The 21,920-nt window shown below is 42.3% G+C and carries 22 protein-coding genes; 17 read left to right on the forward strand and 5 right to left on the reverse strand.

Going from position 1 to position 21,920, the window contains the following annotated elements:
- The first annotated feature begins 411 nt into the window (after positions 1–411).
- From AACU25_RS21580 to AACU25_RS21595, 4 genes are all read left to right on the forward strand, one after another.
- Complete coding sequence (locus AACU25_RS21580; protein WP_096579133.1) at positions 412–909, forward strand: HNH endonuclease; 498 nt, start codon at positions 412–414, stop codon at positions 907–909.
- Between the two features lie 790 nt (positions 910–1,699).
- Positions 1,700–2,983, forward strand: a complete 1,284-nt coding sequence (locus AACU25_RS21585) for a DHH family phosphoesterase (protein ID WP_096579135.1) — start codon at positions 1,700–1,702, stop codon at positions 2,981–2,983.
- A gap of 149 nt (positions 2,984–3,132) precedes the next feature.
- Positions 3,133–3,627, forward strand: a complete 495-nt coding sequence (sixA, locus tag AACU25_RS21590; RefSeq protein WP_096579137.1) for a phosphohistidine phosphatase SixA — start codon at positions 3,133–3,135, stop codon at positions 3,625–3,627.
- A gap of 112 nt (positions 3,628–3,739) precedes the next feature.
- Complete coding sequence (locus AACU25_RS21595) at positions 3,740–4,876, forward strand: citrate synthase (protein WP_096579139.1); 1,137 nt, start codon at positions 3,740–3,742, stop codon at positions 4,874–4,876.
- Here AACU25_RS21595 and AACU25_RS21600 read toward each other — a convergent pair.
- Entirely contained in the window at positions 4,873–5,100 is a 228-nt protein-coding gene (locus AACU25_RS21600; RefSeq protein ID WP_190445987.1) for a hypothetical protein, read from the reverse strand. The two genes, AACU25_RS21595 and AACU25_RS21600, sit on opposite strands and share 4 nt — an antisense overlap.
- Before the next feature lie 496 nt (positions 5,101–5,596).
- Here AACU25_RS21600 and nuoH point away from each other — a divergent pair, with 496 nt between their 5' ends.
- From nuoH to AACU25_RS21635, 7 genes are all read left to right on the forward strand, one after another.
- Positions 5,597–6,715 (forward strand): NADH-quinone oxidoreductase subunit NuoH, encoded by a 1,119-nt coding sequence (gene nuoH, locus AACU25_RS21605; RefSeq protein ID WP_045872286.1) that lies wholly within the window; start codon positions 5,597–5,599, stop codon positions 6,713–6,715.
- Between the two features lie 123 nt (positions 6,716–6,838).
- Complete coding sequence (gene ndhI, locus AACU25_RS21610) at positions 6,839–7,423, forward strand: NAD(P)H-quinone oxidoreductase subunit I (RefSeq protein WP_045872285.1); 585 nt, start codon at positions 6,839–6,841, stop codon at positions 7,421–7,423.
- 122 nt (positions 7,424–7,545) lie between these two features.
- Entirely contained in the window at positions 7,546–8,196 is a 651-nt protein-coding gene (locus AACU25_RS21615; RefSeq protein WP_096579143.1) for an NADH-quinone oxidoreductase subunit J, read from the forward strand.
- 50 nt (positions 8,197–8,246) lie between these two features.
- Positions 8,247–8,552 carry an NADH-quinone oxidoreductase subunit NuoK gene (nuoK, locus tag AACU25_RS21620; RefSeq protein ID WP_006199065.1) on the forward strand — a complete coding sequence of 102 codons (306 nt, stop codon included), beginning with the start codon at positions 8,247–8,249 and terminating at the stop codon, positions 8,550–8,552.
- A 6-nt stretch (positions 8,553–8,558) separates the two neighbouring features.
- A complete protein-coding gene (locus AACU25_RS21625) occupies positions 8,559–9,479 on the forward strand; it encodes an NAD(+) kinase (RefSeq protein WP_096579145.1) in 921 nt (306 codons plus the stop codon).
- A 578-nt stretch (positions 9,480–10,057) separates the two neighbouring features.
- Positions 10,058–10,849, forward strand: coding sequence for a GNAT family N-acetyltransferase (locus AACU25_RS21630; RefSeq protein WP_096579147.1), 792 nt, complete (start codon positions 10,058–10,060; stop codon positions 10,847–10,849).
- Between the two features lie 259 nt (positions 10,850–11,108).
- The gene (locus tag AACU25_RS21635) at positions 11,109–11,732 is read left to right on the forward strand and encodes a TenA family protein (RefSeq protein ID WP_096579149.1); all 624 of its coding nucleotides are present in this window, start codon (positions 11,109–11,111) and stop codon (positions 11,730–11,732) included.
- 110 nt (positions 11,733–11,842) lie between these two features.
- Here AACU25_RS21635 and AACU25_RS21640 read toward each other — a convergent pair whose 3' ends face one another.
- From AACU25_RS21640 to AACU25_RS21650, 3 genes are all read right to left on the reverse strand, one after another.
- Positions 11,843–12,580: an intradiol ring-cleavage dioxygenase gene (locus AACU25_RS21640; protein ID WP_096579151.1), complete on the reverse strand. Its 738-nt coding sequence runs from the start codon at positions 12,578–12,580 to the stop codon at positions 11,843–11,845.
- A 77-nt stretch (positions 12,581–12,657) separates the two neighbouring features.
- A complete protein-coding gene (locus AACU25_RS21645; RefSeq protein WP_096579153.1) occupies positions 12,658–13,296 on the reverse strand; it encodes a hypothetical protein in 639 nt (212 codons plus the stop codon).
- A gap of 337 nt (positions 13,297–13,633) precedes the next feature.
- On the reverse strand, positions 13,634–13,975 hold the full coding sequence (locus AACU25_RS21650) for a hypothetical protein (protein ID WP_096579155.1): 342 nt from the start codon (positions 13,973–13,975) through the stop codon (positions 13,634–13,636).
- Positions 13,976–14,136: 161 nt separating this feature from the next.
- On the opposite strand from AACU25_RS21650, the gene AACU25_RS21655 reads away from it, so the two are divergent.
- Positions 14,137–14,808 (forward strand): response regulator transcription factor, encoded by a 672-nt coding sequence (locus tag AACU25_RS21655; protein ID WP_045872435.1) that lies wholly within the window; start codon positions 14,137–14,139, stop codon positions 14,806–14,808.
- On the opposite strand, the gene AACU25_RS21660 is transcribed toward AACU25_RS21655, so the two are convergent.
- Positions 14,718–15,218, reverse strand: coding sequence for a coiled-coil domain-containing protein (locus AACU25_RS21660; protein WP_190445988.1), 501 nt, complete (start codon positions 15,216–15,218; stop codon positions 14,718–14,720). The genes AACU25_RS21655 and AACU25_RS21660 overlap by 91 nt on opposite strands.
- A 129-nt stretch (positions 15,219–15,347) precedes the next feature.
- Between AACU25_RS21660 and AACU25_RS21665 the strand changes: the two genes are divergently transcribed.
- The 5 genes from AACU25_RS21665 (at position 15,348) to AACU25_RS21685 (ending at position 21,789) form a co-directional block, all read left to right on the forward strand.
- Complete coding sequence (locus AACU25_RS21665; RefSeq protein ID WP_321206858.1) at positions 15,348–16,853, forward strand: sensor histidine kinase; 1,506 nt, start codon at positions 15,348–15,350, stop codon at positions 16,851–16,853.
- A gap of 155 nt (positions 16,854–17,008) precedes the next feature.
- Positions 17,009–18,442: a BCD family MFS transporter gene (locus AACU25_RS21670; protein ID WP_096579159.1), complete on the forward strand. Its 1,434-nt coding sequence runs from the start codon at positions 17,009–17,011 to the stop codon at positions 18,440–18,442.
- 173 nt (positions 18,443–18,615) lie between these two features.
- The gene (locus tag AACU25_RS21675; RefSeq protein WP_096579163.1) at positions 18,616–19,422 is read left to right on the forward strand and encodes an inositol monophosphatase family protein; all 807 of its coding nucleotides are present in this window, start codon (positions 18,616–18,618) and stop codon (positions 19,420–19,422) included.
- A gap of 733 nt (positions 19,423–20,155) precedes the next feature.
- Positions 20,156–20,734 carry a hypothetical protein gene (locus AACU25_RS21680; protein WP_096579165.1) on the forward strand — a complete coding sequence of 193 codons (579 nt, stop codon included), beginning with the start codon at positions 20,156–20,158 and terminating at the stop codon, positions 20,732–20,734.
- Between the two features lie 98 nt (positions 20,735–20,832).
- Positions 20,833–21,789: an MDR/zinc-dependent alcohol dehydrogenase-like family protein gene (locus AACU25_RS21685; protein ID WP_096579167.1), complete on the forward strand. Its 957-nt coding sequence runs from the start codon at positions 20,833–20,835 to the stop codon at positions 21,787–21,789.
- Positions 21,790–21,920: the final 131 nt, after the last annotated feature.

Below are 21,920 nucleotides of genomic sequence, written 5' to 3' on the forward strand. Positions count from 1 at the left end.
CAACTTTTGGCAGATGAATCAGATTAATCAGGCAGTTTACCCTTGATTATGGAATTGTCACAAGACCGCTCAATGGTAAATTTGTGTGCCTTGTGTAGGAATTTTTAGCAAAATTCATTTTGTAGACCAAAGATAATGGTTTACAAAAATGCAACTTCATTTATTAGCTATCGGTTATGAGTAATTTTTGCTACTTAGCTTCAGTCAGCATTGCTCTGACTATTCTTATATCTCCACACCCAGCTAACCCAAGATAGCTGACTACTGTAGGGTTATGTTAATTGATACTTATATATTGAGCATTTATTGGCTATAGTTGGCAATTAGGGCAAAAGTATAATTTATTCTCATCACACAACTAGCATAGATCTGTGTTAATATATGTAAAACTAATACCTTGAGCGCTTATCAATGGGTAAGGTTTTAGTCCTCAATGCCTCTTACGAACCGCTCAATATCACGAGTTGGCGACGAGCTGCGGTTTTGTTAATTAAGGGCAAGGCAGAACGCATTGAACATAACGGTAAATTCCTGTACTCGGATTTTCCATTGCCAACAGTAATCCGGTTGCGTCATTATGTGCGCGTTCCCTATAAAGAAATTCCTCTGACTCGAAGAAATATCTTGCACCGCGATGGTCATACTTGCCAATATTGCGGTTATACAGGGGACGAGCTAACTCTGGATCATGTCCTCCCGCGATCGCGCGGTGGTGGAGATAGTTGGGAGAACATTGTCACGGCTTGTGTGCGTTGTAATGTCAAAAAAGGCAGTCGCACGCCTCATGAAGCCCATATGCTTTTACGCCATCCTCCCCGCCAACCATACAGCAGCCTCTATTTTGAGGTGAGCAAGCATTTAAAGAGTGGATTGCACAAAGAGTGGCAAAAATATGTGATAGGTCTTTGAGCTTCAGCATTTAAATCATCACGGTCGAGCATCATAACCTAGAAATGCGCTTGTGTCATTTTACCTAGGGTATGCCTTAATTTGTCTCTGGGTTGAGAGTAAGGGTATGGGCTAAACACAGTACTCTTCTATTGTTTTGCCTGCATAAATCTTTAGAGTATAGGCAAGCTCCTTATTGTACCTTATGGCATTCATAAACTGCAAGGCAGTGAGGGAAGTTAGCAGGATTATGAAAGTCAATGGGAAAAGGTCATTTTTCGTTAACAATAAAAATAAGGGATAAAACTAGGAGCTTGAGAATTATCCCATCACTCAATACCCGCGACCAAGTATGTAAAAACTGTAACCAAGCAAATACCAATTCCCAAAATGTACAAAAGCACTAAAAATATATGATTGGCGGAGTTACTGGGTAAAAAATCTGGATACCAGCAAGTCTAGACCTCAATAAGTTTGGTGCTTTTAGAGGTCAGCTATTAGCCCAGTGATCAATATCAAAAGTTATGTTTATTTCTCTTTAAAAGAGAAAAATAAAGAAGATGAAAAAAAATATATTATCTTGATAATGTTTTTTAAAATACTCAGTAAGATGTTTGCCAGAGGCTGTTTATTTTGGTAGTAGAAATTGGTAGATGGTGACTGTTTGTTTTGATAAAAAATAGACCGAGATATATAGTGCTATGCCTCTATATTTTTGCGAAGATCATTATGTGTGGCGAAATCAGTGAACATCTGATTGTAGTATTTTCCAACGAATTCATGGAGCCTCACGCTTACAACAACATTCCCTATGCAATCGAATTCTTCCTTGATGCAGTTTGAGAGTTTATCATTGACCACAGAGCCGAACCAAGAGGATGCTGAAATAGACCCAGTACCTGTTGAGGTGCCACTTGCTAAAACCTCCCTACCACCATCGGCAAGTGACGGAGGTATTTATCTAATTCAGCGTAGTAATTCTCTGGTGTCTCAAAAGTCAGAGGAACTGCAAAAAACCCTTTTAGCGCACCGACATGAGCGTCAGTTGATCATCTTACAAGACTTTCCTGACCCTGATGCCCTCTCTTGCGCGTGGGCATACCAGTTAATCGCCCAGCAATACGATATCAAGTGTGAAATTATTTATGCTGGGACTTTAAGCCACCAAGAGAACATTGCCTTAGTCAAGCTGACAAATCTACCAGCCCAGCGTTGGACATTGCAAAACCTCAAAACTAAAGACTTGTCATCTTACCAGGGTTTCATCTTAATTGATAACCAAGGCACCACAAGTCAACTATTGTCAGCAGTGCAGCAAGCAGGAATACCGCTAGTTGCAGTTATTGACCATCACAGCGTACAGGCGGATCTCAAACCAGAATTTATCGATGTCCGTCCTTATGTACGAGCAACAGCAACAATTTTCACCCAGTACCTACAATCAGGATTACTGACCTTAGATAGCAGCATCAATCAGCACGTTAAATGTGCCACAGCCTTGATGCATGGCTTGCGATCGGATACAAATCGACTGATGCAAGCACAAGAAGAGGATTTTATGGCTGCTGCATATCTGAGTCGATTTTATGATGCCCAGTTGCTAAACGCCATTTTACAGGCGAATCGGTCTAAGCGGGTAATGGATGTAATTGAGCGAGCGCTCAAAAACCGCATCGTACAAAATAACTTTTCCATCGCTGGTGTTGGTTATTTACGTTATGATGACCGCGATGCTATCCCCCAAGCAGCAGATTTCCTCGTGACGGAAGAAAACGTTCACACCGCTGTAGTTTACGGTATTGTTCACGATGAAGATGATGAATTAGAAGTAGTTATTGGTTCTCTGAGAACCACTAAACTGACTCTCGACCCTGATGAATTCATCAAAGAAGCCTTTGGACAAGATAGTAATGGGCGCTTTTTTGGTGGTGGAAGAACAGGTGCAGGTGGCTTTGAAATCCCGATGGGATTTTTATCTGGCGGTAACGAAAATTCCGCTTACGCAAAAATGAAATGGGAAGTTTTCGACACTCAAATCAAGCAGAAATTGCTGAAATTAGTTAATCCCAAAGATAACCCAATTCAGTCAGAGTAAGGCAGGAGATAAAATTTAATAGATAGGTGAAGACTATTACCTCAGCCAAAAAATGGTAATCATTCATCTTTAATTCATTTAGATTTAAGCCAAGGAATTTTTATTTCTTGGCTTAAATCTAATAGAACATGTTAACAGTATAAACAAATATGGAATTATATCTGATTCGTCATGGTATAGCCCAAGAGAGGACTGCCAATATTAAAGATGAAGAGCGAGTTCTGACCAAAGAAGGAAGACAAAAAACAGAGAAAATTTCCCAGCGCCTAGTAAATTTGGGTTTGCACTTTGATTTAATTGTTACAAGCTCCTTAGCTAGGGCACGCCAAACAGCAGAGATTTTGAGTGCAGCCGGATTAAGTTCTCAGATAGAAGAATCTCATCACCTGACACCTGATGGTAATATCGATAATTGGGTGAAACAGTGGTTAGAGCCAAGAAATTATGCCCCAAATACCCGACTTGCCGTAGTAGGACACGAACCTAATTTGAGCCAATGGGCAGAAATTCTTCTTTGGGGGGAAGTCAAAGCAGGTTTAGTCTTGAAAAAAGCAGGTATGATCGGGATAAAACTACCAGAAATAGGCTCTCCCCTGGGTTGTAGTCAGATGTTTTGGTTGACACAACCCAAGTACTTGCTTTAACAGTTTTTCACAGTTATGAAAGGACTTAGATTATAACTGTAAACTGTTCTTGCAATAACGATTTCTGGTAAGTTAGCCTGAGCAAATCTTTCACAAAGCAGATGGTGTTGCCATGTCGGTGTGCGAATATAAGCCCGGGTTGGAAGGCATTCCTGCTGCCCAATCCAGTATCAGCTATGTTGACGGGCAAAAGGGAATACTAGAATATCGGGGCATCCGAATTGAGGAGTTAGCAGCAAAAAGTACATTTTTGGAAACTGCTTATCTCCTAATTTGGGGTGAATTGCCAAGTAAAGAAGAACTAGCAGCATTTGAGGAGGAAGTTCGTCTCCACAGACGAATCAAATATCGCATCCGGGACATGATGAAATGCTTTCCTGAAAGCGGACACCCTATGGATGCTTTACAAGCCTCAGCTGCTGCATTAGGCCTGTTCTATTCTCTTCGGGATTTACATAATCCCGCCTACATTCGAGATTCTGTGGTGCGCTTAATCGCTACTATTCCCACAATGGTAGCGGCGTTCCAGTTGATGCGGAAAGGAAATGACCCCGTGCGCCCACGGGATGACTTGGACTACTCCGCTAACTTTCTGTATATGCTCGACGAGAAAGAACCCGATCCGTTGGCGGCGAAAATTTTTGATATATGCTTGATACTTCATGTCGAGCATACGATGAATGCTTCTACCTTTAGCGCTAGGGTGACGGCTTCTACCCTCACAGATCCCTATGCCGTGGTTGCAAGCGCTGTGGGAACCTTGGGTGGCCCGTTGCATGGCGGTGCAAATGAAGAAGTCATTCAAATGCTAGAAGATATTGGCTCTGTAGCTAATGTTCGTCCCTACGTTGAAGACCTGATACAGCGCAAAGCGAAAATTATGGGCTTTGGGCATCGCGTGTATAAGGTGAAAGACCCCAGAGCCACGATTTTGCAAAACTTGGCAGAAGAGCTGTTTTCCAAATTTGGCGAAGACAAGTACTATGAAATCGCCCAAGAGATGGAACGGGTAGTAGCCGAAAAACTAGGTCACAAAGGGATTTATCCTAATGTTGACTTTTACTCGGGATTGGTGTATAGAAAGATGGGCATTCCCACCGACTTATTTACACCAATTTTTGCGATCGCCCGTGTTGCTGGTTGGCTAGCTCACTGGAAAGAACAGCTAGAAGAAAACCGAATTTTCCGTCCCACTCAGGTTTACAATGGTCAGCATGAAGCTCCTTATATCCCCATTGACCAACGCTAATTAACTGTCAACATCCCCGGTCTTTGGCACTGTTTGGTAGGTAGGTAACGTAAAAAAGCGCTATGGCAGGGGAAATAATTTTCAAGTAACTCCGCTTTAGCGTTGGCGATCGCTTTTTTGTAGAAGCAGCTGCAGCCAGAGGCGATGGTAGGGCTGATACAAGCTTTACTAGTAGTCCACCAAAGCCACTCTGCTATTTCTCTTTCTTCCCGCTTTTTTGACAATCTTTGTTCCCCATCTGGCTGAAGCCTTAGCTACGACATTAGCAACCAAAGCAAAGCCCACTAACCTGTCTACGCAATTTATTTCTGTACCTTCACAGTTGGGTTGGTGGAGTACTAGTAATCCCAGCCCCCATTTCTGGCAAATTATCAAACTTGTAGAAAGCGAAAACCGTTGCCACAATGGAGGCGGAAACATTTGTGCTGAATTTAGTGGCAGTATGTGCCCATATTGCTGTGCAACGCTTCTCTCCTAAGTTTTGATTTTAGCCAAGTAAATGGGGGTTTGTGATTTGTAAATCCCAATCCCAACCATAAGTAGATCTTGATATTTGGGTTGAGAGGGCTAAAACCATCCAACGATATACTAAACATGGGAATTGGCAAATCATCATCAATTAAATGTAATCATCCAAGGATCAAGGATGAAGGCTGAAGGCTGAAATTTTCTTATTCATACTTCATACTTCACACTTCAGTTGACTTAAAGAGCGGAAACATGAATTCAGGAATTGACCTCCAAGGAACTTTTATTAAATCCCTCACGGATTTAGGATTACCACCAGACGCAGCCAAAGCGATTTGGATGCCTCTGCCGATGATACTGATGCTAATTGGGGCAACAGTGGGAGTATTAGTAGCGACTTGGCTAGAGCGGAAAATTTCCGCTGCAGCTCAACAGCGGATTGGCCCGGAATACATGGGGCCTTTTGGTTTGCTGGTACCAGTCGCAGATGGTTTGAAGCTCGTCTTTAAAGAAGATATAGTCCCAGCCAAGTCCGACCCCTGGCTGTTTACTCTCGGCCCCATCATTGTTGTAATTCCAGTGTTTCTGTCGTTTCTGATTGTGCCCTTTGGACAGAATATTGTCATTACAAATGTTGGCATGGGGGTCTTTTTGTGGATTGCCTTATCTAGCATTCAGCCAATTGGCTTATTAATGGCTGGCTATGCATCCAATAACAAATACTCGCTCTTAGGGGGCTTAAGAGCCGCAGCACAGTCAATTAGTTATGAAATTCCCCTGGCGTTGAGTGTGTTAGCGATCGCAATGATGTCTAACAGCCTCAGCACCGTTGATATTGTTAATCAGCAATCTGGTTACGGCATTTTGGGTTGGAATATTTGGCGACAACCAGCAGGTTTCTTAATCTTTTGGATCGCCGCCCTAGCTGAGTGCGAACGCTTACCCTTTGACTTACCCGAAGCCGAAGAAGAACTAGTAGCAGGGTATCAAACAGAATATGCCGGGATGAAATTCGGTTTATTTTACCTGGGTTCCTACGTTAACTTAATCCTTTCTAGCTTACTTGTTGCTATTTTATACCTCGGTGGTTGGGATTTTCCCATCCCCATCAGTGCGATCGCTAATTGGCTAGGTGTTAGTGAACTCAATCCAGTATTGCAGGTTGTCACTGCATCTTTGGGTATCATTATGACCGTACTCAAAGCCTACCTACTAGTATTTGTCGCCATTTTGTTGCGCTGGACAGTACCCCGGGTACGGATTGACCAATTGTTAGATCTAGGATGGAAGTTCTTACTACCAGTTGGTTTGGTTAATCTGTTATTAACCGCAGCCCTGAAACTAGCTTTTCCCGTCGCCTTTGGAGGTTAGTGATCAGTCATTTGTCAACTTCCCAATGACAAAGCGCAAAGTCTGAGCGGAGGAAACCTCAGCTCAGAACTTTGTAAGAGATGACTGATGACTAATAAAGAACAACAGAGAGAGTAAAACACAATGCTAAAGTTCCTGAAGCAAGTTGGCGATTATGCCAAGGAAGCAGTACAAGCTGGTCGTTACATTGGTCAAGGGTTATCTGTAACCTTTGACCATATGCGTCGGCGGCCAATTACTGTACAGTACCCTTACGAAAAATTAATTCCTGGTGAACGTTTTCGCGGCAGAATTCACTTTGAGTTTGATAAATGTATCGCTTGTGAAGTTTGTGTGCGCGTTTGCCCCATCAACTTACCTGTAGTTGATTGGGAATTCGATAAAGCCAGCAAAAAGAAAAAGCTCAATCACTACAGTATTGACTTTGGAGTTTGTATCTTCTGCGGTAACTGTGTGGAATATTGCCCAACCAACTGTCTTTCCATGACAGAAGATTACGAGCTATCCACTTATGATCGCCATGAGTTGAACTATGATAACGTGGCCTTGGGACGCTTACCTTACAAGGTAACCAACGACCCAATGGTGACACCACTGCGCGAATTAGTTTATCTGCCTAAAGGTGTCATGGAACCCCACGATCTACCTGCTGATGCTCCCCGTCCTGGTGCGCGTCCAGAAGACCTGGTAGAACAAACAGAAAAATAAAAGTGGTGAGTCAACCGTCCAAAGTCAAAAGTCCAAAGTCCAGATTTGGTCAATTGACTCTTGACACTTGACTCTTGACACTTGACTTTTGACCAACGACAAGTGATTGAGGACAAAAAACAGTGAATCTAGCAGAAGGAGTACAGATTGTTTCCTTTGGCATACTGGCTGTAATGATGATTGGAGCAGCATTAGGCGTAGTGTTGTCTTCTAGTATCGTCTATTCAGCCTTTTTGCTGGGTGGGGTGTTCATCAGCATAGCTGGGCTGTATCTATTGCTCAATGGCGACTTTGTAGCAGCAGCACAAGTGCTGATTTATGTTGGTGCAGTTAACGTGCTGATCTTGTTTGCGATCATGTTGGTTAACAAGCGGCAGGATTTTGCACCTTTTCCTAGTGCTGGACTACGGAAAATCTTTACTGGTGTAGTCAGCTTGGGATTGTTTGGGCTGTTAAGCACAATGATCTTAGCTACCCCTTGGGCTTATGCAACTAATCCCGTAACTGGCGAAAGTTCAATAGTTGTGATTGGCCAGCATTTCTTTACGGATTTTCTCCTACCTTTTGAATTAGCTTCCGTTTTGTTGTTGATGGCGATGGTGGGAGCAATTATTTTGGCGCGTCGCGAATACTTACCAGATGCAGACACTACCGAACAGGCACAAAGTGTTTTAACTTTGCCAGAACGTCCGAAAGAAATGGCAGCAATCGGTAGCATTCGCAATGACTCTGGCGATACTCCCGTATATCGTGGCAGTTCTCGCCGCGAATAAGGCAAAGCAACAACTAACAAACGATATCTCAATAAAAACTCCAAAGATTCATGCAACTCCAGTACTTTTTATTACTTGCAGCTGCTTTATTTTGTATAGGCATCTACGGTTTAATTACCAGCCGCAACGCTGTGCGGGTACTGATGTCAATCGAGTTGCTGCTAAATGCTGTTAATTTGAATTTAATGGCATTTTCCAACTTCTTGGACTCAACATTAATTAAAGGTCAAGTGTTCACCGTTTTTGTGATCACCGTGGCCGCAGCCGAGGCGGCGGTAGGTTTAGCGATCGTGCTTGCCATTTATCGCAACCGTGATACCGTCGATATGGAGCAGTTTAATCTCCTGAAGTGGTAATTTTGCGTGCAACTCAAGCAGGTAATCATTGCTTATAAGGCACGGGATGCCCAAAGTAAACGTTGGGCAGAAATCTGTGCTAAACAACTAGAAAATCGCCAGTGTCATGTGTTGATGGGGCCTAGCGGCCCAAAAGATAACCCTTATCCGGTATTCTTAGCTTCCGCAGGTCAACCAATTGATCTGGCATTGGTACTTGGTGGTGATGGCACTGTATTAACAGGTGCCAGACATCTCGCTCCAGCTGGCATCCCCATTCTGGGAGTGAATGTGGGAGGTCATCTGGGGTTCTTGACTGAATCCGTTGAAGAATTTCAAGATACGGAAAAAGTTTGGGATCGACTATTTGAAGATCGCTATGCTATCCAGCGGCGAATGATGTTGCAAGCGGCAGTTTTTGAGGGTTATGGCCCGAATTTAGAACCAGTCAGCGAACGCTATCTGGCTTTGAATGAATTCTGTGTCAAACCCGCTTCTGCCGATCGCATGATTACCTCAATTTTGGAAATGGAAATTGACGGTGAGGTAGTCGATCAATATGTTGGCGATGGGTTAATTATTTCTACTCCCACGGGTTCCACTGGTTACACCGTTTCCGCCAATGGCCCAATTATGCACGATGGTATGGAAGCGATTACCATCACTCCCATTTGCCCCATGAGTCTTTCTAGCCGTCCCCTAGTCTTACCCCCTGGTTCTGTGGTCAGCATTTGGCCTTTGGGGGATTATGATTTGAGTACTAAGCTGTGGACAGATGGGGTTTTAGCTACTTCAATTTGGCCAGGACACCGCGTTGATGTGCGGATGGCTGATTGTCGAGCTAAATTTATCATTTTGCGGGAGAACAATTCATATTATCAAACGTTGCGAGAGAAGTTACTTTGGGCAGGTACTAGGGTTCGCTACAGTAATAATCACCGCAATTAATTGTCTGATATCTGGACAATTACGCATCTACCAATTGCCAAAGTGATACTTTTCACTGATTCTTGCCTATCTTAAGGGGTAAGAAAGATGATGGAAATATAGTGCGTAGGCCTAGCCCATCGTAGATATCGCACTATTAGTCATCCTAACTATTGTGGAAAATTTGTCATTGACAAATGATAGATAATTCAATGGTCTTTATCAGACCTGTAAAAAATATACAAGCCCCCGGATAATTCCGAGGGTTTTTTATCTCTCTGTGGGAATGTTATGCCAAAGCTATGAATGCATAACATTTATTAAAAATTTTGTATCTTATTGCCAGATTTTTTTAGCAATTCTGTTCATAATACAAACAACCTATCTCATACCATTTTGGATTTTAGATTTTAGATTTTGGATTGGGAATTACTATCTGTATTACAGTCTTACTAATCCATCTATCGCCTTCTTTTTTCAAATTGGTATCAAAACTCTATAATCTTTAAACTTCTCTTAACATCAGGAAGCGCTTTTGATGTTTAATTGTTGATTTTTTTACTACTAGGATACTTTTCCAATTTCCCGTAGGAAGACAGATGGAAATCTCTTGCCATAACATCTATCAGCCACTTAGTCCTCCTTTATTATTTCAAGATTTTCCAATTTTACAAAGCCAAAATTATATTTTAAAACTTGCTTCAACAGAAGCAGAATTAGAATCTATATTTCGTTTACGCTTTGAAGTTTTTAATCTTGAGTTAAATTTAGGTTTCTCTAGTTCTAACCTGAGCCAAATGGATAGAGATAGGTTTGATAATGTTTGCCATCATTTAATGTTGGTTTCTAAAGCTACTGGTAAAACTATAGGAACGTATCGGATGCAAACCTATACTATGGCTTCCAAAGGATTAGGTTTTGATGCTGCTGATATATTTAATCTTAATGGTATTCCCGAGTATGTGCTGCAAATGTCTGTAGAAGTTGGACGTGCTTGTATAGCTAAAGAATACCGCAATAGTCAATCACTTTTATTACTATGGCAAGGGCTAGCAAATTATTTGATTCTTAGCGGCTGCAAATATTTTTTTGGATGTGCATCACTGCTTACACAAAACCCTTGGCAAGCTACTTGTGCTTATCATTATTTTCAGCGTCATAATTTAATGCATCCGAGCATTTTAGTATATCCAAATTTACAATACTCTCTAGAAATTAGTTCAGATTGCCTAGATTCTTGTAATGTAAATATTCCTAATATTTTACAAGCATATTTAAGTATTGGTGCAAAAATATGTAGTCTTCCAGCTATTGATAGGCAGTTCAAAACCATTGATTTTTTAACTATATCGAGTATAGAAGAGTTTATTAAATGGCATTTGCCCAGTTAAGTCAGTAGCGTGGTATTTTAATTATGAATATTAAGCAATAATTTATCTTTAATCAAATAGATATGCTGAATTAGGAGAATTTATTTTTATATTAGAAGGTGCGTTGCGCTACGCGACAACACACCCTACATTTATTAATACCAATTTAAAAAAAGAATGCGAAAGATTGTAGGGGCAAGGTACTGCCTTGCCCTCTAAAATATATTGATATGTCGCAAACATTATTTGAATTGGTATAAAATCCTGAATTTTTTGAACGATGACTATATCTAGTGAATTATGGATAGCAAATCAAGATTTAGCTCAAGCTTGTTTAAATCATCCTTTTGTGCAAGGTATTGCTAAAGGTACTCTGGAGCAAGAAAAATTTGCTTACTATGTCGGACAAGATGCTTTTTTCTTAGAAGCTTTTGCTCGTGCTTACAGTATCGCCGCAGCTAAATCACCAGACTGGCAAGGATTTACAACATTTCATAGTCTAGCTGATGGGGTGTTGCAAGAATTGCGGCTACATGAAGGATATGCTGCTGAGTGGGGAGTAAATTTGCATTCTGTACAACCAGGAGCAGCAACTCGTCGGTATACTGACTTTTTATTAGCGACAGCTTGGGGTGGAGATGTGGGTTTAACGGCTGCGGCAATGTCTCCTTGTATGCGTTTGTATGCATTTTTAGGAGAACAATTAGCTAAAGATGGCATTCCGGATCATGTTTATGCAAACTGGATTCGGACTTACAGTAGTTCAGATTTTCAACCCTTAGCAGCACAATTAGACGCTTTAGTTGATAGTTACGCCAGTGCTACAACGTTAGTAGACTCTACTTACCGTTATGCTATGTTCTGTGAACGTGACTTTTTTCAAGCGGCGTGGGAAGGTTTGTGAGTGGGGTAAGGGGGAAAGGGGAAAGGTAACGACAAATCCTTTACCATTTCACCTTTTCTCTCAACTAGTGCGATCGCTCTTATTATTGGGGCAAATATACAAAAGCCGGCTCAAGCAATTTGCATCCCAATATCGAAAGTTGCGGCGTAACCTTGGCTGGTTTTGGTGAGGTTGAGCAATAATTGCTGTCCACCATTGTTGAAAATTCCGTCTTGGGCATTTTTGAGTGTGCGCTGTCCTTTGCTGGCGTATGGTGCTTGTGTATATACGCGATCGCTAATGGCATCATCAAAATATAGTTGTGAGGTAAATTCGTAACTCTGGTTTGATGTCCCTTCTGTGCGTACTTTAAAGTGAATATGCACTGTTCTACCTTGATACCAACCGGGATAGATGGTTGTGAACTGCACAGTTCCGTTTACGTCTGTTACTTGATATCCGCGCAAAAACTTTTTACCAATGGTATTGAAGCGTGGATCTTCCACGTCTGAATATAGTCCTAGCGCGTCACAATGCCAAATATCTACGATCGCATTTGCCAAAGGCTGACATTGAGTATTATTAACTTGGGAAACTCGCAGTGTCAGTTGTAGCGGTACACCTTCTTTCACCGAACCATCTGCGGGATCGGATCTGATGTCAGAACGTTTGAGTTTTTCATCTACAAAATACGGGCCTTCGGTCTGTTCTGGACTAATTACACACCCAGGTAAACTGGATTGTGCTTGTACAGATTGAAATTTTCTGGGGAGACATCCTACAAGGATTGCAGTTCCAGCTACTCTAAATAAAGCTAGTGTTTGTCTGCGATTCAAAATCCAATTTAGTTGCTGATTGTTGTTTTTCACGTTCTTGTTGTTGACTGTTGACTGTGAACTATCAACAGTCAAAGATATACAATGATGTGGTTTAACTGAATACTAAACTATCTATTTTCTTCAGGGCGATCGCCTGGAGGATTGGCGGGAACTCCTAACGCATCCTTTAATTGTTGTTCTGTAACGCCTAACTTAGCCGCCGCCGCTTTAAAATCTGGTCGAGGTGGACGCTGCTGATTTCCGCCTTGTCCCGGAGTAGGGGGATTGGCGGGAACTCCTAACGCATCCTTTAATTTTTGTTCTGTAACACCTAACTTAGTAGCCGCCGCTTTAAAATCTGGCCGGGGGGGACGCTGATGATTTCCGCCTTCACCTGGAGGATTAGCGGGAACTCCTAACGCATCCTTTAATTTTTGTTCTGTAATACCTAACTTAGCCGCCGCCGCTTTAAAATCTGGTCGAGGTGGACGCTGCTGATTACCACCTTCGCCGGGAGTAGGGGGATTAGCAGGAACTCCCAAAGCATCTTTTAGTTGTTGTTCTGTAATACCTAACTTAGCCGCCGCTGCTGCAAAATCAGGACGAGGTGGTCTTCTTTGCCCATCTTGGGGTTCGTTGGGGGGTTGTGAATTTTGAGCAATGTGCTGAAATTTATTAGCAGCATCTACTTGCTGAAGTGAAATCAAACCAACTGTACCCAACAAAACAGGAATCGCTGTGATAACTAATGCTTTACGAAATTTCATGATCTTCCTTCCATAGAGAGATTGTTTATATTTCTGATTAAGCCGACCTAAAATTACAGTTCACCCTGGTGATTGATTACATTTTTGTAATTTAGACAGCTTGAAAGACTGCAAAGAATAAAATGTCCAATTGGGAATTTGCGTTAGGGAAAAGGTTACAGGACTTACGCAACTGGTACACCAAACTTCTGGTTTAAGAGTCAACAGTCAAGGGTCAAGGGTCAAAAATTCAGGTTTTTTGGACTTTTGACTCTTGACAGCCTAAACGAGAAAAATGTGACACTTGTGTAAGTCCTAGGTTAAATATCTTTTCTGTCCCCTTTCCCAGTTTTCCCCTTTACCTTGGTTGATTTAAATTACCAGTGTTGTGATTGTTGGGTTCTACCTGAATTTGTTCTAAACCCAAATTATTTGCTTGCGGAGTTTGGGGATTTTTGTGATTTTGGTGTGGCTGGGGGCGTTGGGGAGAACGCTTTTTCTGTTGAGGACGGGGTTTTTGATGCCTAGCCTGTGGTTTTTTATTAGGTTGTTGCTGTTCAGTAAGTGGTCTATCGGTTTGTTGGGCTATTTTTTCATGGGGATGGGATGGCGCTTCAGCTTTGGCTTGACTAGGTGCAAATGCAAACGAACCAATTACAAAAGGAATCGCTGCTACGGCTAACATTTGACGAATTTTCATAACAATCAACCTTTAGAAGTAGTGGAGTGGTGTTGATATTTATGATTTAGCCACCCCAAAATTACAAACCACTTAGTTTATGAATTACAGTTTTGTAATTTGAGCTACAGGGTAATCAATCTAAAATGGAGCCATCAGTAAACTAATGAATGCTTGTACTTGTGAATGTTCTGTTTGTCGAAGATGAAGCAAAAATTGCTAACTTCGTCCGAGATGGATTGAAGGAGCAGGGATTTGTCGTAGACTATTGCGACAATGGTGATGAAGGATATCTCAAGGCATTAGATAACGAATACGATGCCCTAATTCTCGATATTATGGTGCCGGGGAAGGATGGGCTATCGATTCTCAAACAATTGCGGCAGAAAGGGCGGAATACGCCTGTAATCTTGTTAACAGCTCGGAATGAACTAGACGATCGCTTAGAAGGTTTAAACTTAGGGGCTGATGATTACATAGCCAAACCGTTTTTTGTGGAAGAGTTAGCAGCCAGAATTCATGCAGTAGTGCGCCGGAGTTTAGGCGATCGCCAAAATTTACTTTCTGTCGGCCCCATCAAGCTAGATCGCATCACCCGGGAAGTTACTTGTGATGGACAGGTGGTCGAACTTACCACCCGCGAATTTAATCTTGTAGAATACCTGATGCGTTCACCAGGGCGAGTTTTTACCCGCACCCAAATTTTAGAGCACGTCTGGGGCTATGATTTCAACCCCAACACCAATGTCGTTGATGTCTGTATTCAACGCATCCGCAAAAAGATTGACTCAATAACTGGCTTAACTTGGATTGAAAGCGTGCGCGGAGTTGGATATCGGTTTCGGAATTCTTGAGTAATGGGTAATGGGTAATGGGTAATGGGTAATGGGTAATGGGTAATGGGTAATGGGTAATTGGTAATGGGTAATGGGCAATTGGTAATGGGTAATGGGGAAGGATTGCGAGGCCAAGAGTTAAATTTCAGGCTCAAAGCCGCAACATCCAGCCTCAGAACCTCAACATCCAGGCTTAAAGCCGCAACTTTCCGGCTCAAAGCCGCAATTTCCAGGCTCAAAGGCGCAACTTTCAGGCTTAAAGCCGCAACTTTCCGGCTCAAATGTGCAACTTCCAGGCTCAAAGCCTCAACATTCAGCCTCAAAACCTCAACTTCCAGGCTTAAAGCCTCAACATTCGAGTTCAAAACCTCAACTTCCAGCCTCAAAACCTCAACTTCCAAGCTTAAAGCCTCAACATTCGAGTTCAAAACCTCAACTTCCAGCCTCAAACTTTCAGATATCGCCTTTCGTTTATAAAAGAATTTGTTCCTCTTATCTCCTTTCTCCTCCAATTACCCATTACCCATTACCCATTACCCATTACCAATTCCCCAACCGTGAAAATCCGTTCCTTCCGTCTCCGAATCGCTTTGTTATTTGCCATGCTAGCTGGTGGTGCGCTGGCGGGGTTTGGTAGTATTTCTTGGTGGCTGATTCATGAGGCTAAGGTTAGCCGACTAGATGCAAAGTTAGAAGCTTTATTGAGTCGTCCTCACCCGCCTAGAGAAGATATTTTGCAGTCTTATTTGCCATCCTTTGAACAATTATTACCGCAGGAGTTGGGGACAGGTAAAGAAACGCCAATCGCTTTATTAGTTAGAGAGAGAGATGGTAAAACGCTGTATCAATCTGAACTATGGTCTGCTGATTTTAATTTAAATGGTTTGTGGCCGTCACAACCCAAGTTTTTACCATCTCAATTTCACCGCCGCGATCGCCAAAGACCACCCAATACTCCCGGAATATCACAACCGCCTTTAGACAGGCTTTTTCCTCTTGAACCTCCACTGGATAGACCACCACCGCATCCGAAATTAGTAACTCAACGCACGAAAACAGGAACTTGGCGCATCGGTGCGATCGCTTTTCATGAATCCCAAATTGCGATCGCTGTCAGTTTGCAAGGTATTGATCGGGAGATGGCGATTATCCGTGATGTTTTCTTAATTTCTATACCTATTGTCTTGTTGATTATTACTACTAGTGCTTGGGTGCTGTCTTATGGAGCTTTACGCCCCATCCGGGAGTTAGTCGTCGCCATCCGGCAAGTTACGGTGAAAGGATTGGATCAACGAGTGCCAATCGCAGCTACAGATACGGAATTTGTAGAATTAATTCAGGTGTTTAACCAGATGTTAGAACGCCTGGAACGCAGTTTTAAACAGGCTTCCCGCTTCAGTGGAGATGCAGCCCACGAACTGAAAACACCGATAGCAATTTTACAAGGTGAACTGGAGCGAACTTTGCAAAAAGCCGAACCAGGTTCAAAGTTACAACAAAATCTCAGTAATCTTTTAGATGAAGTGTCTCGACTCAGTGGCATTGTTCGCAAGCTGTTGTTGCTGTCTTTAGCTGATGCCGGCAAAATGAATTTACATCAAGTGGAAGTAAATTTGTCCGAGATATTAGCCGAGATGGTAGAGGATATGGAACTGCTAGCACCTCATTTACAAGTGATAGCAGAGATTACTCCGAGATTAAAGGTAAAAGGCGATCACGATTTACTGACTCAGGTATTACAAAATTTATTTAGCAATGCGATTAAATATAATCTTCCAGAAGGCTGGATGCGAATTAATGCTAGGCAGCAAGGAAAGACAGTATTAGTTACTATTAGCAATTCATCTCCAGAAATTCCCACAAGCGATCGCGATCGCATTTTTGACCGCTTCTATCGTGGAGATCCAGCCCGAACTAGAAAGGTAGAAGGAACAGGGCTAGGACTGAGCCTAGCAAAGGAAATTACTATTGCTCACAATGGAAAACTTACTCTTGACTCAACACCGCCTAATCAAACTTCTTTTACTTTGAGCTTACCTGTGAGAGCAATTCGTAATTCGTAGTCAAGCTTAAGGTGAGCATTTGTACTCTTTTGGAACACTTTTCCCTTGCCCCTTCCTGATGTCATTTTTTCTTGAAAAAAACTATTAGTAATTGAGGGTAGAATTCGGTTTATCTTTAAATTAAAAGATGAATTTCTCCCTATGAAAAATTAGCTATGGCAAGCAGTGAAGCCTTTGATTCTCGAACAAACTCCGTAGCTGTGCCAAGGGTCAATCTGCTGACCATGTTTAGGCTAGGCTTGTTTCAAATGGGGTTGAGCATGATGTCAATCCTGACTCTGGGGGTACTGAACAGAGTCATGATTCAGGAAATTGCAATTCCCGCAACCTTAGTGTCGTTAGTGCTAGCACTACCAGCTTTCGTTTCGCCTTCGCGGATTTGGTTTGGTCAGATATCAGATGCTAAACCTATGTGGGGTTATCATCGTACAGCTTATGTTTGGGTGGGAGCAGCAGTATTTGCGATCGCCGCATTTTTATCTGTGCAGGTAATGTGGCAGTTGGATTTTGCTGCCGAAGCTGCTGGCGGTTGGGTATGGACAACTCAAACTCTTGGCTGGACAGCGCTGCTGTGCTTGGTTTTTGCTGTCTACGGTCTAGCAATTTGTGCTAGTGGTACTGCTTTTGCTGCTTTGTTGGTGGATATCTCGGAGGAAGATAACCGTTCCAAAGTGGTTGGTGTTGTCTGGTCAATGCTGATGGTAGGGATTATTGTTGGCGCAATTATTAGTTCCAGCTTACTGAAGCAGTTAACACCAGGAGCCAGCATAGCGACTTTACAAGCAGCAGTCAACAAGCTGTTTATGGTTGTGCCAGCTATTGTATTTTGTTTTGCGATCGCCGCTACATTGGGTGTAGAGAAAAAGTATTCCCTATATTCCAGACGTTCTCAAGTAGTTAATCGCGAAGATAGCATCAGCCTACGTAACGCATGGGAAATCTTAACAGCTAGTCGGCAAACAGGCTTGTTTTTCACGTTTTTATTAGTGATGACTATCAGCTTGTTTATGCAAGATCCGATTGTGGAACCCTATGCTGGGCAAGTGTTTAATATGCCTTTAGCTGAAAGCACCAAGCTGAATGTGTTCTATGGCACGGGTATCCTCATTTCCTACGGCGTAACAGGCTTTGTCATTGTGCCGCGTTTAGGTAAGCGTAGGACTGCCAAATTAGGCTGCATATTAGTAGCTTGTGCTTCGCTATTGTTAGGCTTCTCCGGCTTTTCAGCGAATCCAGCCTTCTTGAAATTCGGTTTAGTTTTGTTCGGTTTAGCCACTGGTTTTGTCACCACAGCAGCAATCAGCTTAATGCTAGATTTGACAGCCGCCGAAGCCGCAGGTACATTTATTGGCGCATGGGGGTTAGCACAAGCAATTTCTCGAGGGATTGCTGTAGTAATTGGTGGCACAGTCTTAGATATAGGACGTAATTTACTACCCAGCTTAGAACTAGCCTATGGACTAGTCTTTGTTTTAGAAGCCATAGGAATGTTGGTATCAATTTGGTTTCTTAATCGCGTCAACGTCACAGAATTTCAAACCAGCACCAAACAAGCGATCGCTTCTGTATTAGAAAGTGATTTAGATTAAGTGGGCATTGGTAATGGGTAATGGGTAATGGGTAATGGGTAATGGGTAATGGGTAATGGGTAGTAAATAATTTCCCCTTTCTCCCTTCCCCTTTTCCCCCTGCTCCCTGCCCCCCTGCCTTTTCCCAATCCCCAATGCTTGGCTGAAAGCCTGGTTTGCGCGAGAATGTATCAATGAATGATTTTTGGAATACTATTCTTGATTTTGCCCAAAGCACCACTACCAAAGTGGGGAAGCAATTAATGCAGGATTTTGGGCGGGTGCAAGCTTTACATAAAGCTGATGGCACTTTGGTAACGCAAGCTGATAAATGGGCAGATCAAACAATTAGAGATGCGATCGCTTCTACTTTTCCTGAATACGGTATTTTAACCGAAGAGAGTGACCGAACTTTCCCCGGTACAGAATGGTGCTGGGTAATTGACCCTTTGGACGGTACAACTAACTTTACACGGGGTATTCCTATTTGGGGGATTTCTCTAGGTTTACTGTATAAAGGAATTCCAATTTTTGGCTATGTTCATGTACCACCGTTAAATCAAACTTTTCATGGTTTTTGGGCTGGTACATCGGGATTAGCAACACCAACTGGAGCATTTCTCAATCATCACCCCATTCACACCAGCCCTGATGCTCCTAGTAATAATCACTTTTTTAATCTCTGTTCTCGCAGCACCGCCGCAATGCAGCCAGATTTCCCCAGCAAAATTCGGATGCTGGGTGTAGCTAGCTATAACTTTCTCACAGTTGCTAATGGTGCAGTTTTAGGTGGGATGGAAGCCACGCCGAAAGTTTGGGACTTAGCAGGCGTTTGGGTAATTGTTCAAGCTGCTGGCGGTACATGGTTATCTTTAAAATCAGAGCCGTTTCCCCTTTCAGCAGGAGTAGATTATAGCGATCGCTCTTTCCCTACTCTTGTAGTTAGTCGCCCAGAATTAGTATCCGTATTTACGCCGTTTTTGTCTGCTGTCAAAATTTAAACAGCTTGCCTAAAAAAATTATTCTAGTTAGAGAATATACTGATAAAACCCTTGTTGAGCGAGGGTTTTGTCATATTTGCCTATAGTCCCTAATCTAAAATCTCACATCTAAGATCTAAGAGGTTGTTTGAAAAGTTTTTCCCTGTGATTTTAATTGCACTGTTACCCCCCTTAATCCCCCCTTGGAAAGCAGGGCTGTTTCATTCGTAAGGATATGTATTTTGTCAATATGATTGGCGATAAATATTAGGACAAAAGTCATAAATTCTTGACCATTTTGATGCCTAATATTAAATGCCTTGCTTATTTTTCATCTCCTGAACCCTTGCATTTTCAAGGCTTTTAGGGAATGAAACAGCCCTGCCTTGGAAAGGGGGGAGATCGGAAAATCCAGTTCCCTCCCCTTTCTAAGGGGAGGGCTAGGGTGGGGTAAAAAATATTTGATACACTACTACAGACTTTTCAAACATCCTCTAAAACAATACTGCTCGGTTAAGGATGTTAAACTCTTAATTTAGTTTGGGGAAAAGGTGAAAGGGTAAGGGTTAAAGGTTTTTTCTTACCCCTTTTCCCCTTCCCCTTTTACCCTTAACCGACAAGTATTGAGATCTAAAATTATTTGACCCTGGGCAACATCTGCAAAAATTTGACACTTGCGTAAGTTTTAAACTCATTTATACTGTGTTGTCATTCACCTATTTTTGCATTTAGCTTACTGAGTATCAAAAAAGTCATGTTGTCCAATATAGAGTTAATGCGAGTATTTGTTCATAATTCCATCCAAAAACAGGAAGTATTGTTGTCAAATTCTGTGTTGACAGCGCAAACAGTATATAGAAGTAACCAAGTAATGACAAAAGCCGAAGGAGTGATTGCTACAGCCGAACTCGCGAAGGAGCCAGCAACATTCTCAATTAATGCTACTTCATCCCATTGGGAAGTGATGAACGAAGCATTAGCTGATTACAGTTATATTTTGACGGGAGAAATAGATCATCGAGGTTTCTATGAGTATCGATACTGTCAAATACCCAGTGGCTATAAAATGCATGGCACTAAATCTGTCCATTTATGGCGTGCTTGGTGGAAATACCGTAAATATGCCTTACAGTTAGGTTTTTCTCTAGAACTCCTAATCAGATACAGAAATGCTTGGTATCCCATTAGAGATTTAACTATTAGTGACGGACTTCTCTATATCAAAACCTTAGGTAATGAGATAGCAGTCCATTCAGAGGATCTAGTAATTTGGCTAAGTAGAACTCAAGCAAATAATCATGAAGGCTCTACTGTAATTCAAGACAAAAAATAAGAGTAATTTTATACTTCACACTATTGAAATAATTAACCAGCACAATAATTGATACACTCTCAAACTTAGAATATATCTGTTATTGCGGCTTAATCACCATGAAAGGAATTTGGCTCGAAAACAACCAATTGCAATTACGCACAGATATCCCAACTCCAGAACCGCCACCAGGAGAAGCGCTTGTGCGTGTATTGCGTGCAGGTATTTGCAACACCGATTTAGAACTGCTCAGAGGCTACTATCCCTACAGTGGAATTTTAGGGCATGAATTTGTTGGGGTTGTGGCACAAGGGCCAGAAAACCTACTAAATCGGCGGGTTGTTGGCGAAATTAACGCAGTCTGCGGACATTGTCGATTTTGCCGCAGTGGTAATTCAACTCACTGTGAAAACCGCACTGTATTAGGAATTGTGAACCGCCACGGAGCTTTTGCAGAATACCTCTGTTTACCAGTTGAGAATTTACATCCTGTACCGGATAATGTATCTACAGAAATAGCAACATTTACTGAACCCATAGCCGCAGCCTTAGAAATTCAGCAACAGGTAGCTTTAAGTGCAAATCACAGAGTCCTAGTAGTTGGAGATGGTAAGCTAGGACAATTAGTAGCACAGACAATAGCGTTAACAGGCTGTGAACTTTTAGTAGTAGGTCGTCATCCAGAAAAACTGGCTAATCTGGCAGCGAGAGGAATTAAAACAGGTTTAGCCAAGGATGTCAAAGATAGATTTTTTGATATTTCCGTAGAGTGTACTGGTAATCCCGAAGGATTTGCGATCGCTCGCCGCGCTCTACGTCCTCGCGGTACATTAGTACTCAAAAGTACCTATGCAGGCAATCTCAACTTAGATGTTTCGTCTTTGGTAGTAGACGAAATCACGCTCATTGGTTCCCGTTGTGGCCCCTTCCCCGCCGCACTACAATTACTAGCCAGCGAACAACTAGACGTAACACCCTTAATTCATGCCCGCTACCACCTCAGCGATGGGCTTGCAGCCTTTGAATATGCTCAAACTCGAGGTGTTTTAAAAGTGTTGTTGGAGATTGGGGATTAGGGACTGGGGACTGGGGACTGGGGACTGGGGACTGGGGACTGGGGACTGGGGACTGGGGACTGGGGACAAGGGGACAAGGGACTGGGAATTGAGGGATGAAGAAAATTACTCATTACTCATTACTCATTACT

The organism is Tolypothrix tenuis PCC 7101 (assembly GCF_963874875.1).
GTDB lineage: Bacteria > Cyanobacteriota > Cyanobacteriia > Cyanobacteriales > Nostocaceae > Aulosira > Aulosira tenue.

What these genes read in the sequence shown, in the direction of transcription:
- AACU25_RS21580 (WP_096579133.1), top strand. Translation starts at nt 412, where the DNA reads ATGGGTAAGGTTTTAGTCCTCAATGCCTCTTACGAACCGCTCAATATC.
- AACU25_RS21585 (WP_096579135.1), top strand. Translation starts at nt 1,700, where the DNA reads ATGCAATCGAATTCTTCCTTGATGCAGTTTGAGAGTTTATCATTGACC.
- sixA (WP_096579137.1), top strand. Translation starts at nt 3,133, where the DNA reads ATGGAATTATATCTGATTCGTCATGGTATAGCCCAAGAGAGGACTGCC.
- AACU25_RS21595 (WP_096579139.1), top strand. Translation starts at nt 3,740, where the DNA reads ATGTCGGTGTGCGAATATAAGCCCGGGTTGGAAGGCATTCCTGCTGCC.
- nuoH (WP_045872286.1), top strand. Translation starts at nt 5,597, where the DNA reads ATGAATTCAGGAATTGACCTCCAAGGAACTTTTATTAAATCCCTCACG.
- ndhI (WP_045872285.1), top strand. Translation starts at nt 6,839, where the DNA reads ATGCTAAAGTTCCTGAAGCAAGTTGGCGATTATGCCAAGGAAGCAGTA.
- nuoK (WP_006199065.1), top strand. Translation starts at nt 8,247, where the DNA reads ATGCAACTCCAGTACTTTTTATTACTTGCAGCTGCTTTATTTTGTATA.
- AACU25_RS21630 (WP_096579147.1), top strand. Translation starts at nt 10,058, where the DNA reads ATGGAAATCTCTTGCCATAACATCTATCAGCCACTTAGTCCTCCTTTA.
- AACU25_RS21635 (WP_096579149.1), top strand. Translation starts at nt 11,109, where the DNA reads ATGACTATATCTAGTGAATTATGGATAGCAAATCAAGATTTAGCTCAA.
- AACU25_RS21645 (WP_096579153.1), bottom strand. Translation starts at nt 13,296, where the DNA reads ATGAAATTTCGTAAAGCATTAGTTATCACAGCGATTCCTGTTTTGTTG.
- AACU25_RS21650 (WP_096579155.1), bottom strand. Translation starts at nt 13,975, where the DNA reads ATGAAAATTCGTCAAATGTTAGCCGTAGCAGCGATTCCTTTTGTAATT.
- AACU25_RS21670 (WP_096579159.1), top strand. Translation starts at nt 17,009, where the DNA reads ATGGCAAGCAGTGAAGCCTTTGATTCTCGAACAAACTCCGTAGCTGTG.
- AACU25_RS21675 (WP_096579163.1), top strand. Translation starts at nt 18,616, where the DNA reads ATGAATGATTTTTGGAATACTATTCTTGATTTTGCCCAAAGCACCACT.
- AACU25_RS21680 (WP_096579165.1), top strand. Translation starts at nt 20,156, where the DNA reads ATGTTGTCCAATATAGAGTTAATGCGAGTATTTGTTCATAATTCCATC.
- AACU25_RS21685 (WP_096579167.1), top strand. Translation starts at nt 20,833, where the DNA reads ATGAAAGGAATTTGGCTCGAAAACAACCAATTGCAATTACGCACAGAT.